Source organism: Burkholderia sp. BKH01 (assembly GCF_025685725.1).
Lineage (GTDB): Bacteria > Pseudomonadota > Gammaproteobacteria > Burkholderiales > Burkholderiaceae > Burkholderia > Burkholderia pyrrocinia_C.
Genome location: NZ_JAOTQT010000018.1, coordinates 21,023 through 34,111, shown reverse-complemented (window position 1 = coordinate 34,111; position 13,089 = coordinate 21,023). Strand labels below are relative to the sequence as shown.

Annotated in this window: 10 protein-coding genes; 4 read left to right on the top strand and 6 right to left on the bottom strand. The window is 66.1% G+C overall.

Annotation, left to right across the window (positions count from 1 at the left end):
- The first annotated feature begins 12 nt into the window (after positions 1-12).
- Both rpmG and nadB read left to right on the top strand, forming a co-directional pair.
- Entirely contained in the window at positions 13-180 is a 168-nt protein-coding gene (gene rpmG, locus OEJ37_RS23580; RefSeq protein ID WP_006478046.1) for a 50S ribosomal protein L33, read from the top strand.
- A gap of 160 nt (positions 181-340) precedes the next feature.
- Complete coding sequence (nadB, locus tag OEJ37_RS23575) at positions 341-1,927, top strand: L-aspartate oxidase (protein ID WP_174419996.1); 1,587 nt, start codon at positions 341-343, stop codon at positions 1,925-1,927.
- A gap of 91 nt (positions 1,928-2,018) precedes the next feature.
- Here the strand turns inward: nadB and nadC are convergent, their stop codons facing one another.
- The 6 genes from nadC to purN all read right to left on the bottom strand — a co-directional run bounded on the left by nadC (position 2,019) and on the right by purN (position 9,035).
- Complete coding sequence (gene nadC / locus OEJ37_RS23570; protein WP_174419995.1) at positions 2,019-2,900, bottom strand: carboxylating nicotinate-nucleotide diphosphorylase; 882 nt, start codon at positions 2,898-2,900, stop codon at positions 2,019-2,021.
- On the bottom strand, positions 2,897-4,033 hold the full coding sequence (nadA, locus tag OEJ37_RS23565) for a quinolinate synthase NadA (RefSeq protein ID WP_175919218.1): 1,137 nt from the start codon (positions 4,031-4,033) through the stop codon (positions 2,897-2,899). Before nadA ends, nadC begins: the two co-directional genes overlap by 4 nt.
- A gap of 257 nt (positions 4,034-4,290) precedes the next feature.
- Positions 4,291-5,487: an acyl-CoA desaturase gene (locus OEJ37_RS23560; RefSeq protein WP_174419994.1), complete on the bottom strand. Its 1,197-nt coding sequence runs from the start codon at positions 5,485-5,487 to the stop codon at positions 4,291-4,293.
- A 225-nt stretch (positions 5,488-5,712) separates the two neighbouring features.
- Positions 5,713-7,095, bottom strand: coding sequence for a mechanosensitive ion channel family protein (locus OEJ37_RS23555; RefSeq protein WP_174419993.1), 1,383 nt, complete (start codon positions 7,093-7,095; stop codon positions 5,713-5,715).
- Between the two features lie 18 nt (positions 7,096-7,113).
- The gene (locus tag OEJ37_RS23550; protein WP_174419992.1) at positions 7,114-8,376 is read right to left on the bottom strand and encodes an RsmB/NOP family class I SAM-dependent RNA methyltransferase; all 1,263 of its coding nucleotides are present in this window, start codon (positions 8,374-8,376) and stop codon (positions 7,114-7,116) included.
- Complete coding sequence (gene purN / locus OEJ37_RS23545; protein WP_152861111.1) at positions 8,373-9,035, bottom strand: phosphoribosylglycinamide formyltransferase; 663 nt, start codon at positions 9,033-9,035, stop codon at positions 8,373-8,375. The genes OEJ37_RS23550 and purN overlap by 4 nt, the downstream gene beginning before the upstream one ends.
- 122 nt (positions 9,036-9,157) lie before the next feature.
- Between purN and OEJ37_RS23540 the strand changes: the two genes are divergently transcribed.
- Together OEJ37_RS23540 and ileS are read left to right on the top strand one after the other, a co-directional pair.
- The gene (locus tag OEJ37_RS23540; protein WP_096471573.1) at positions 9,158-10,150 is read left to right on the top strand and encodes a bifunctional riboflavin kinase/FAD synthetase; all 993 of its coding nucleotides are present in this window, start codon (positions 9,158-9,160) and stop codon (positions 10,148-10,150) included.
- A gap of 101 nt (positions 10,151-10,251) precedes the next feature.
- On the top strand, positions 10,252-13,089 hold the full coding sequence (gene ileS / locus OEJ37_RS23535; RefSeq protein ID WP_263346048.1) for an isoleucine--tRNA ligase: 2,838 nt from the start codon (positions 10,252-10,254) through the stop codon (positions 13,087-13,089).

The following is a 13,089-nucleotide window of genomic DNA, read 5'->3' as shown; positions in this document are numbered from 1 at the left end:
AGGAGCACAATCATGGCAAAAGGCGCACGCGACAAGATCAAGCTCGAGTCGACCGCTGGTACGGGTCACTTCTACACGACCACGAAGAACAAGCGCAACATGCCGGAAAAGATGGCGATCAAGAAGTTCGATCCCGTCGTCCGCAAGCATGTGGAATACAAAGAAACCAAGATCAAGTAATCTCCGGTTTCTGCCAGCCTGACGGCGACCGAAAAGCCCCGCGCATGCGGGGCTTTTTGTTTTGCGCGCACGCTCGGGCCCGACGCGGTATGCTCTCCCCTTTCCGCGGCCATGGCCGCCGGAACGCACAAGATCAAAAGCGTAACGATGGAGATGCAGCATGAAATTCGACGTGGCGATCGTCGGCAGCGGCCTGGCAGGGCTGTCGGTCGCACTCAATCTGGCCAGCACGCGACGTGTCGCGCTGATCGCGAAACGTTCGATGATGGAGGGCGCAAGCGATAACGCGCAGGGCGGCATCGCGGCGGTCCTCGATTCGGCGGACAGCATCGAGAACCACGTCGACGACACGCTGGTCGCCGGTGGCGGCCTGTGCGACGAAGGCGCGACGCGCTACATCGTCGAGCACGGCCGCGAAGCAATCGAATGGTTGATCTCGCAAGGCGTGCCGTTCACGAAGGACGATGCGGCCGAGCTCGGCTTCCACTTGACGCGCGAAGGCGGCCACAGCCACCGCCGGATCATTCACGCGGCCGACGCGACCGGCCATGCGGTGCTTGCGACGCTGTCGGAGCGCGCGCGCCAGCATCCGAACATCACGTTCTTCGAAAATCACCACGCGATCGACCTGATCACATCGAACCGGCTCGGCCTGCCCGGCCGCCGCTGTCACGGCCTGTATGCGCTCGACGTCGACAACGACCGCACGATCACGATCGAGGCGCCGCATACGGTGCTCGCAACGGGCGGCGCCGGCAAGGTCTACCTGTACACGACGAACCCCGACACGGCGACCGGCGACGGCATCGCGATGGCGTGGCGCGCGGGCTGCCGCGTGTCGAACATGGAATTCATCCAGTTCCACCCGACCTGCCTGTTCCATCCGTACGCGAAATCGTTCCTGATTTCGGAAGCCGTGCGCGGCGAAGGCGGCCTGCTGAAGCTGCCCGACGGCACGCGCTTCATGCCCGCGCACGATCCGCGCGCCGAGCTCGCGCCGCGCGACATCGTCGCGCGCGCGATCGACTTCGAGATCAAGAAGCGCGGGATCGACTGCGTGTATCTCGACATCAGCCATCAGCCGGAAGCGTTCCTGCGCGAACACTTCCCGACGATCCATGCGCGCTGCCTCGAATTCGGCATCGACATCGCGAAACAGCCGATCCCCGTCGTGCCGGCCGCGCACTACACGTGCGGCGGCGTCGTGACCGATCTCGCCGGGCGCACCGATCTCGCGGGCCTGTATGCAGTCGGCGAAACGTCGTACACGGGGCTGCACGGCGCGAACCGGCTCGCGAGCAACTCGCTGCTCGAATGTCTCGTGATCGGCCGTGCGGCGGCCGAAGCGATCGAGGCGGCAGGCTTCGATTCGGAAACGCCGGCCACGCTGCCCGCATGGGACGAAAGCCGCGTGTCGGATGCGGACGAGGAAGTCGTCGTCGCGCACAACTGGGACGAACTGCGTCGCCTGATGTGGAACTACGTCGGCATCGTGCGCACCGACAAGCGCCTCGAACGCGCGAAGCACCGGCTGTCGCTGCTGCGCGACGAGATCCACGAGTACTACGCGAACTTCCGCGTGACGCGCGACCTGCTCGAACTGCGCAACCTCGTCGACGTGGCGACGCTGATCGTGAAAAGCGCGCAGTCGCGCCGCGAAAGCCGCGGGCTGCACTACAGCCGCGACTGGCCGCACACGCTGCCGAAGGCGCTGCCGAGCGTGCTCACGCCGCGCGCGCGTCGCTGAGCGGCGCACCCTTCCCGGCTGCGGCCGCACAGGAAAAAAGCCGTTGGCGTTTGCGCGCCAACGGCTTTTTGTCTGATCACATGACGCTCGGTCAGTCGACGATCCGCATCGAATAGTCCGTCGCGCGCACGTCCTTCGTCAGCGCACCGATCGAGATGCGATCGACACCCGTCTCCGCGAACGCGCGCACCGTATCGAAACTGACGCCGCCCGACACTTCGAGCACCGCCTTGCCGGCCGCCACGCGCACCGCTTCACGCATCATGTCGAGCGTGAAGTTGTCGAGCAGCACCGACTGCGCGCGATGCGCGAGCGCCGTGTCGAGCTGCGCAAGCGTCTCGACTTCAACCTGCACGGGCACGCCCGAATCGAGCGCGAACGCCGCGTCGAGCGCCTCGCCGACGCCGCCCGCCGCCGCGATGTGGTTCTCCTTGATCAGGATGCCGTCGTACAGCGCGAGACGCTGGTTCTCGCCTCCGCCGACGCGCACCGCGTACTTCTGCGCGAGCCGCAGGCCCGGCAGCGTCTTGCGTGTATCGAGGATCTTCGCGCGCGTGCCTTCGACGCGGTCGACATAACGACGCGTCGCGGTCGCGACACCCGACAGCAGTTGCAGGAAGTTCAGCCCGTTGCGTTCGGCTGTCAACAGCGCGCGCGCCGGCCCTTCGAGTTCGCAGACGGTCGAATCGGGCGTCATCCGGTCGCCTTCGCGATAGCGCCATTGCACGGTGATCGCAGGATCGACCCGGCCGATCACGGCCTCGAACCACGGCACGCCGCACAGCACGGCTTCCTCGCGCACGATGATGCGCGCGCGGCGACGCCCGCCGGCCGGCACGAGCCGCCCGGTCTGGTCGCCGGTGCCGACGTCTTCCGCAATCGCATCGGCAACGTTGCGCGCGATCGCGTCGTCGAATGCCGAGCCGTATTGCTCGCGAACGATGTCGTAAAGCGGGGAGACTGCACGGGTCATGCCGCCCCCACGTTCGCAAACAGTTGCTGGTCGCGCTGTAGATCGCCGCTCGCCTGCACGCGCTTCTTGTGCGCGGCCGCGAAATCGAGCATCCGGTCGATCGGCAAGCGTGCGCGCTCGCCGATCGCGGGATCGACGAAGATTTCGTTGTGACCGCGTTCCAGCACGTCGGCGAGGTTCGCGAGGCCGTTCATCGCCATCCACGGGCAGTGCGCGCAGCTCTTGCAGGTTGCGCTGTTGCCGGCCGTCGGTGCCGCGATGAAGGTCTTGCCGGGCGCCGCGAGCTGCATCTTGTGCAGGATGCCGAGATCGGTCGCGACGATGAAGCGCGTCGCGTCGAACTTGACGGCCGCGTCGATCAGCTGCGTGGTCGAGCCGACGACATCGGCCTGCGCAACGACGTTTTCCGGCGACTCGGGATGGACGAGCACCTTCGCGTCCGGATATTCGGCGCGCAGCAGGTCGAGCTCGATGCCCTTGAACTCGTCATGGACGAGGCACGAACCCTGCCACAGCAGCATGTCCGCACCGGTTTTCTTCTGGATATAGCTGCCGAGATGGCGATCGGGCGCCCAGATGATCTTCTCGCCGCGCGCATGCAGGTCGGCGACGATCTCGAGGCCGATCGACGACGTGACCATCCAGTCCGCGCGTGCCTTCACGGCCGCGCTGGTGTTCGCGTAGACGACCACGGTGCGGTCGGGATGCGCATCGCAGAACGCCGAGAATTCATCGACCGGACAGCCGAGGTCGAGCGAACAGGTCGCATCGAGATCGGGCATCAGGATTCGTTTGTTCGGGCTCAGGATCTTCGCGGTTTCACCCATGAAGCGCACGCCGGCGACGACCAGCGTCTGCGCGTCGTGATCGCGGCCGAAGCGGGCCATTTCGAGCGAGTCGGCGACGCAGCCGCCGGTTTCGTCGGCGAGTTCCTGCAGCTCGGCGTCCACGTAGTAGTGCGCGACCAGCACGGCCTTTTCACGCACGAGCAGCGCCTTGATACGCGCCTTCAGCGCAGCGCGCTCCTCGGGGGACGGTGCATCGGGCACCTTGGCCCACGCCTGTCCCACGCCGCACACGGTCCCTGCTGCAATGGGCCGGTCGTACTCGACGGGTTTGATCGTCGATTGCATCTCCATATCTCCTGTCGACCAGAGTTAGCGCTTTAGCGCTTACTCTGGTCCCATGCTTCGCGGTCGACCAGAATCAGCGCTTCAACACTACTCCGATCCCATCCTCTACGCTCGCCGGGGGCACCATTGCGCCGCTGCCCCAAGCCTCATACGAATTCGAGCCGTACCGATCGCTTCCGTCAAAAACCGGTCGCCCAAATGAAAAAACCCCGCCAACGCGGGGTTTTTGACGTCCTGAGATTCTAATCGATTTCGAATCAGGCGTAGCGGCGCAGGCGCATCGCGAATTCCTGCAACGCCTTGATGCCGCTTTGTTCTGCGCGATGGCACCAATCCTGCAATTGCGCGAGAAGCTGTTCGCGCGACGCGGTCGAACGATCCCAGATCGCGGCGAGATCCTGGCGCAACTGGAAGTAGGTGTGCAGCTTCTGGCTGTTCGCAAAGATTTCCGGCAGCAGCTTCTTCTGCGGCTCGTCGAGGCCGTCGGCGTCCTTGTGGAACCACTTGCGCGCGCCGCGCATCAACTGGTACTTCTCGCTCGAACCGAGTTCCTTCAGGTGCGCGAGCTCCTGGCGGTACGCACGCTTCACGGCCTTGCCGTAGCGCGCCATCACTTCGTAGCGGTTCGACAGCACGGCCTGCAGCGTTTCCTGGTCGAGCACCATCTTCGGCTTGTTCAGGCGCGGCGTCGGCGCGACCTTCTTCACTTTCGCGAGACCGAACGCCGACATGATGCGGATGTACATCCAGCCGATGTCGAACTCGTACCACTTGTTCGACAGCTTCGCCGACGTCGCGAACGTGTGGTGGTTGTTGTGCAGTTCTTCGCCGCCGATCACGATGCCCCACGGGAACAGGTTCGTGCTCGCATCGGCCGAGTTGAAGTTGCGGTAGCCCCAGAAGTGGCCGAAGCCGTTGACGACGCCCGCCGCCCAGAACGGAATCCAGACCATCTGCACGGCCCACACGGTCAGGCCGAGCACGCCGAACAGCGCGACATCGATCACCATCATCATGCTCACGCCGAGGATCGGGTACTTCGAATAGAGATTGCGTTCGATCCAGTCGTTCGGCGTGCCGTGGCTGAACTTGCGCATCGTCTCTTCATTCTTCGCTTCCGCGCGATACAGCTCGGCGCCCTCGAGGAACACCTTCCAGATACCGCGCGTCTGCGGGCTGTGCGGATCTTCCTCGGTCTCGCACTTCGCATGGTGCTTGCGGTGAATCGCGGCCCACTGGCCGGTCAGCATGCCGGTCGTCATCCACAGCCAGAGCCGGAAGAAATGGCTCGCGATCGGATGCAGCTCCAGCGCGCGGTGCGCCTGGCAGCGGTGCAGGTAGACCGTCACGCCGATGATCGTGACGTGCGTGACGGCGAGCGCGAACAGCGCGACCTGCCACCACGAAAAATGCAGGAGCCCGTGGGAAAGAAAATCGAGCAGGGAATTCAACAAGGCAGTTACCTGTGATGAGATGAGAGCGACGCCGGCTCGCGCAGGCGTCAGAAAAATGAAAGCATACCGCGAATAGACTTGGATTTTACTTCAACCGTTCCAAGTCTTTGTAAAAAATGAATATTTTCTTGCCCTGGCGCAACCGGAACAGTCCACGGGCGGACTTGGAAAGGCCCGCGATCCGGTTCCGACCGCGGGTTCGATACAATTGACGACCGACGCGCGCTATGCGGCCGGCGCACGAGCGTCCACCGCGCCGTTACCGGCCGCCGGATCGTGCCCCGCCGCCGCGCCCGCGGCGGCAAAACCGTCCGGCAACCCGACGACGCGCACTTCTCGCTGCGGAAACGGAATCGAAATCCCGTGCTCGTTGAACAGCCGCCAGATGTTGCGGTTCACGGCCGAACGCACGCCCGACGTGCCTTTCGCCGAATCCTCGATCCAGAAGCCGAGCTCCAGGTCGATCCCGTCCGCGCCGAAACTCACCAGATACGGGGTCGGCGCGGGCTCCGCCAGCACGCGCGGCACGTCCTTCGCGGCGTCGGCGAGCAGCGCGAGCGCGTGCTCGACATCGCTCGTATATGCGACCTGCACCGCGACCTTCGCATAGCCGCGCGTCAGGTACGACGACTGGTTCTGCACGACGTCGGTGATCAGCTTCTCGTTCGGGATCAGCGTCTCGTTGCCGTCGAGGCCGCGCACGACCGTGTAGCGTGTACGGATCTGCGTGACGATGCCCTGCAGGCCGCCGACGCTGATCGCGTCGCCGAGCCGCAGCGAGCGGTCGAGCAGGATGATGAAGCCCGACACGTAGTTGCTCGCGATCTTCTGCAGCCCGAAGCCGAGGCCGACGCCGACCGCGCCGCCGAACACGCCGAGCACCGTCACGTCGATGCCGACGAGCGACAGCCCGATCAGGATCGCCGCGAACACGAGCAGCGCGCGGCCGACCCGCGACAGCACGACCTTCAGGTTCGCATCGAGCGTGCTCGCGCGCGTGAGGCGATCCTCGAGCACCGAGCCGAGCCACATCGCGACCATCAGCGTCACGCACACCCACAGCGCGCCGGAAATCAGCGACAACAGCGTGAGGTGCGCATTGGCGACGCGGAACTGCACGCTGTCGAGCCAGCCGAGCACGTCGCGCTGGATGCCGAGCACGGTCAGCACCATCGCGGCCCACACGACGGTCGACACGATCTTCTCGACGATCGACAGCCACGCATGCGTGTGGCCGTCGCGCGCGAACACGCGCCGCGCGAAGAAGAACAGCACGTAGATCAGCCCGATGCCGAACAACGGCACGAGCGCGAGCGACAGCAGCGACGTCGACATGAACGGGTCGAACGCGAGCTGCGCGACCCCCACGAAGATGCCGCCGAACAACGGGAACAACGCACGCTTCAGGCTTTGCGCACCCGCGCCGGGCGCGCGTCCGGCCGCCCGACGGCGCGCATCGATCCGGCCGTGCACGAAGCGCGCGGCCACCCACGCGAAACACAGCGCGCCGACGAGGATCGCCGCCTGCCAGATCATCACCGGCTGGTGAAAATCGCGAATCACCGATGCCAGCCGGTGCGACAACAGGCGGCTCTGCAGATTCTCCATCGTCCGTCCGGGCCGCCGTTACTGCGCGCGCCGCTCGAGCACCGCGGCAAAGAAGCCGTCGGTCGCGTGACGGTGCGGCCACAACGCCAGGTAGTCGCCCGTCTCGAGCTCGATGCGCTGGTCGGCCAGCACCTTCTGCGCAGGCACCAGCACGAACTCGGGATGGTCGGCCAGGAACTGCTCGACGATGCGCTCGTTCTCGGCGTCGAGCACGCTGCAGGTCGCGTAGACGAGCCGGCCGCCCTTCTTCACGAGGCGCGCGGCGCTCGCGAGGATCGACGCCTGTTTCGGCGTCAATTCGTCGATCGCCGTGCGCGTCTGGCGCCACTTCAGGTCCGGATTGCGGCGCAGCGTGCCGAGGCCGCTGCACGGCGCGTCGACCAGCACGCGGTCGATCTTGCCGGCGAGCCGCTTGATCTTCGCGTCGTGCTCGCTGTCGATCAGCACGGGGTTCACGTTCGACAGCCCGCTGCGCGCGAGGCGCGGCTTCAGCTTCGCAAGGCGCTTTTCCGACACGTCGAACGCATAGAGGCGCCCGGTCGAGCGCATCATCGCGCCCAACGCGAGCGTCTTGCCGCCCGCGCCCGCGCAGAAATCGACGACCATCTCGCCGCGGCGCGGCGCGACCAGCGAGCACAGCAACTGGCTACCCTCGTCCTGCACCTCGATCTCGCCTTCCTCGAACAGCTTCAGGCGCGTCAGCGCCGGCTTGCCGACCACGCGCACGCCGAACGGCGCAAACGGTGTCGCACCCGCATCGATGCCGTTCGCGCGCAGCGCGTCGATCACCTGGTCGCGGGTCGCCTTCTGCGCGTTGGCGCGCAGGTCGAGCGGCGCCGGGTAGTTCAACGCGGCGGCGAGCTGACCGAGTTCCTCCGCGTCGAATCGGGCCGACAGCGCCTGATAGATCCAGTCCGGCAGGTTCGTGCGCACGCGCACCGGCAGGCTCGCCGGATCGATCTTCGACACGTGTTCGAGCCACGCGGACTCGGTGTCGGACAAGAACGGCTTCAGCGCATTGCGGCCGGCCGTCTGCATCAGGCCGAGCAGCGTGAGGCGCCGCGCGGGGCTACCCGTGCCGCTCTCGGCCAGATGTGAAAACTCCATCTTCCGGCGCAGCACCGCGAACACGGCCTCGGCGATCACGCCGCGCTCGGCATGCCCGAGCTTCGGGTGCGCGCGGAAGAACCGGCTCGTCGTCGCGTCGGCGGGGCCGGCGAACTTCAGCACCTCGGCCAGCAAAGTCTCGGTCTGGCCGATCAGGAATCCGTGCAGCTTCATACGCCCTCACTCGTTTCGGTATGCGGTTGATCCGCGAAAATCCAGCGCGCCTCTTCCGGCGCCACCACTGCCCGGCCGTTCTCGAGGCGCAAGCGCCCCTCGACGAACCAGCGCACCGCGCGCGGATACAGCACATGCTCGACCGTCAGCACGCGCCGCGCGAGCGCGGCTGCGTCGTCGCCCGCGCGCACCGGCACCGCGCCCTGCGCGACGATCGCGCCGCTGTCGAGCTCGGGAATCACGAAGTGCACGCTCGCGCCGTGCAGCGCGACACCCGCGTCGAGCGCCTGCTGGTGCGTGTGGATGCCCTTGAAGCTCGGCAGCAGCGAGGGGTGGATGTTCAGCAGTCGGCCTTCGTATCGTCTGACGAATGCCGGCGTGAGGATACGCATGAAGCCCGCGAGGACCACGAGATCGGGGGCGAAGCGGTCGATCTCGGCGGCGAGCGCCGCGTCGAAGCTGTCGCGGCCGTCGAACGACCGGTGGTCGACCACCGCGGTCGCCACCCCGTGCGACGCGGCAAAAGCCAGGCCGGCCGCATCGGGCCGGTTGGCGATCACGGCAGCGACCTCGGCCGGCCAGCGTTCCTGCGCGCACGCGCGGACGATGGCCTCCATGTTGCTGCCGCGACCGGAAATCAGGATCACGAGTTTTTTCATCCGCGAATTTTACCATTCGCCCCCGCGTTTCCCGCCTTCTCGGCCGCCGGCCCGCCCGAACGTTTATAATCTTCTGCTTTGCGGCATCCCACCGCCCATTCCCCGACGCTGCATCCGCTATCGTGAAAGTCTTCCGCGGCCTGCCCAACGCCGAGAGCCGCGCCCCGTGCGCGCTGACGATCGGCAACTTCGACGGTGTCCATCGCGGTCACCAGGCCCTGCTCGCGCGCGTGCGCGCGGCAGCGGACGCGCGCGGCCTGCCCGTGTGCGTGATGACTTTCGAGCCGCACCCGCGCGAATTCTTCAACCCGGCCGGCGCGCCGCCGCGCATCGCGATGCTGCGCGACAAACTCGAGGCGCTGCGCGAGCACGGCGTCGACCGCGTGGTCGTCGAGCACTTCAACCACACGTTCGCGAGCCAGTCGCCGCAGGCGTTCGTCGAGCGCACGCTGGTGAACGGGCTGCACACGCGCTGGATGATGGTCGGCGACGATTTCTGCTACGGCGCGAAACGCGCGGGCACCTTCGACACGCTGAAGGCGGCCGGCGAGCAATACGGCTTCGAAGTCGAGCAGATGGGCACGGTGGCCGGCAGCGACGGCACGCGCATCTCGAGCTCGGGCGTGCGCGCCGCGCTCGCGGCCGGCGATCTCGACGCCGCCGCGCAGGCGCTCGGCCACGGTTATGCGATCAGCGGCCACGTCGCGCACGGGCTGAAGCTCGGCCGCGACCTCGGCTTCCCGACGCTGAACCTGCCGATCGCGCACAAGCGGCCGGCGCTCGCGGGCATCTTCGTCGTGCAGGTGCACGGCCTCGGCCCCGCTCCGCTGCCGGGCGTCGCGAGCCTCGGCCTGCGCCCGACCGTCGACGATTCTGGGCGCGTGCTGCTCGAAGTCCACCTGCTCGACTGGCACGGCGATGCATACGGCAAGCTCATCCGCGTCGAATTCCTGAAGAAGCTGCGCGACGAAGCGAAATTCGACGATCTCGAGGCGCTGTCGCGCGCGATCGCACTGGACGTCGCGAATGCGCGCGCGTATTTCATCGAGCGCGACCGTGCGCCGGGCAGCCGCGCAACGGGCTTCTCGACGTCGGCAACCGACCGAATTAGCTGATCCGGACGGCGGCGCCCCGCGCCGCACCCACGCGCCGCACACTCGCGCGCATACCCGATTCACGACGCACGAGCGTCCCCCGATTTGATAGCGATCCCATCATGAGCAACAAGAAAGCCGATTCGAAACCGCAGGCCAAGTATCCGGTCAACCTGCTCGACACGCCGTTCCCGATGCGCGGCGACCTGCCCAAGCGCGAGCCGCAATGGGTCAAGGAATGGGAAGAGCGCGGCATCTACGAGAAGATCCGCGCGGCCAGCAAGGGCCGGCCGAAGTTCATCCTGCACGATGGCCCTCCGTATGCGAACGGCGACATCCACCTCGGCCACGCCGTCAACAAGATCCTGAAGGACATCGTCGTCAAGTCACGCAACATGGCCGGCTTCGACGCACCGTACGTGCCGGGCTGGGATTGCCACGGGATGCCGATCGAGATCCAGATCGAGAAGCAGTTCGGCAAGTCGCTGCCGGCGGCCGAAGTGATGAGCAAGGCGCGCGCGTATGCGACCGAGCAGATCGAGAAGCAGAAGGTCGGCTTCAAGCGCCTCGGCGTGCTCGGCGACTGGGCCAACCCGTACAAGACGATGAACTTCGTCAACGAGGCGGAAGAGATCCGCGCGCTCGGCAAGATCATCGAAAAGGGTTATGTGTATCGCGGGCTGAAGCCGGTGAACTGGTGCTTCGACTGCGGCTCGGCGCTCGCGGAAGCTGAAGTCGAGTACAAGGACCGCACCGATCCGACGATCGACGTGATGTTCGCATTCGCGGAACCGGAAAAGACCGCTCACGCGTTCGGCCTGCCGGCACTGCCGCGCGCCGAAGGCGGCATCGTGATCTGGACCACCACGCCGTGGACGATCCCGGCGAACCAGGCGCTGAACCTCCATCCGGAAATCGTCTACGCACTGGTCGACACCGAGCGCGGGCTGCTGATCATCGCCGAAGAGCGCGTCGCCGCATGCATGGAAGAGTTCAAGCTGACGGGCCGCGTCGTCGCGACCACGCCGGGCGTGAAGCTCGCGAACCTGCGCTTCCACCACCCGCTCGCACCGGCCCACCCCGGCTACAAGCGCACCGCGCCCGTCTACCTCGGCGATTACGTGACGACCGACACGGGTACCGGCGTCGTGCACTCGTCGCCCGCGTACGGCATCGAGGACTTCATGTCCTGCAAGGCGCACGGGATGACCGATTCGGACTTCATCAACCCGGTGATGGGCGACGGTCGTTATATCGAATCGCTGCCGCTGTTCGGCGGCCTGTCGATCTGGGACGCGAACCCGAAGATCGTCGACGCGCTGAACGCGGCCGGCTCGCTGCTGCGCAGCGAGAAGTACACGCACAGCTACATGCACTGCTGGCGCCACAAGACGCCGATCATCTACCGCGCGACGTCGCAGTGGTTCGCCGGCATGGACGTGACGCCGCGCGACGGCGGCAAGACGCTGCGCGAAACGGCGCTCGAAGGCGTCGACGCGACCGCGTTCTACCCGTCGTGGGGCAAGCAGCGCCTGTTCAGCATGATCGCAAACCGTCCCGACTGGACGCTGTCGCGCCAACGCCAATGGGGCGTGCCGATGGCGTTCTTCGTGCACAAGGAAACCGGCGAGCTGCACCCGCGCACGCTCGAGCTGCTCGAGGAAGTCGCGAAGCGCGTCGAGCAGTCGGGCATCGAGGCGTGGCAGACGCTCGACCCGCGCGAGCTGATCGGCGACGACGCGAACCTGTACGAAAAGAACCGCGACACGCTCGACGTGTGGTTCGATTCGGGTACGACGCACTGGCACGTGCTGCGTGGCTCGCACAAGGATCAACTGCAGTTCCCGGCCGACCTGTACCTCGAAGGCTCGGACCAGCATCGCGGCTGGTTCCACTCGTCGCTGCTGACCGCGTCGATGATCGACGGCCACGCACCGTACAAGGGCCTGCTCACGCACGGCTTCACGGTCGACGGCGAAGGCCGCAAGATGAGCAAGTCGCTCGGCAACGGCATCGACCCGCATGAAGTCGCGAACCGCCTCGGTGCGGAAATCATCCGCCTGTGGATCGCGTCGACCGACTACTCGGGCGAGCTCGCGATCTCCGAGGAAATCCTGAAGCGCGTGACCGAAGGTTATCGCCGCATCCGCAACACGCTGCGCTTCCTGCTCGCGAACCTGTCGGACTTCGACTACACGCAGCACGCGGTACCGGTCGGCGAATGGCTCGAGATCGACCGTTATGCGGTCGCGTTCTCGGCGCAACTGCAGGCGGAACTGCTCGGCCATTACGAGAAGTACGAATTCCACCCGGTCGTCGCGAAGCTGCAGACGTACTGCTCGGAGGATCTCGGCGGCTTCTACCTCGACGTGCTGAAGGATCGCCTGTACACGAGCGCGACCGATTCGCGCGCACGCCGCTCCGCGCAGACGGCGCTGTACCACCTGACGCACGGCCTGCTGCGCGTGCTCGCGCCGTTCCTGTCGTTCACGGCCGAAGAGGCATGGAAGGTGTTCCAGCCGGCCAGCGACACGATCTTCACGGAAACCTACTATGCGTATCCGGAAGTCGCCAGCTCGGCCGCGCTGATCGAGAAGTGGGCGCTGCTGCGCGACGTGCGCGGCAACGTGACGAAGGCGCTCGAGGAAGCGCGCACCGCGAACCGCATCGGTTCGTCGCTGCAGGCCGAAGTGGCCGTGCACGCGAGCGGCGCGCGCTACGACGCGCTCACGAGCCTCGGCGAAGACCTGAAGTTCGTGCTGATCACGTCGGCCGCGACGGTCGTCAAGGTCGACGACGAAGCGCAGGAAAGCGTCGACGTGGCCGCATCGAAGTACCAGAAGTGCGAACGCTGCTGGCACTACCGCGAAGATGTCGGCGCGCACGCCGATCATCCGACGCTGTGCGGCCGCTGCTTCTCGAACCTCTTTGAAAACGGCGAAATCCGGAGCGCTGCTTAA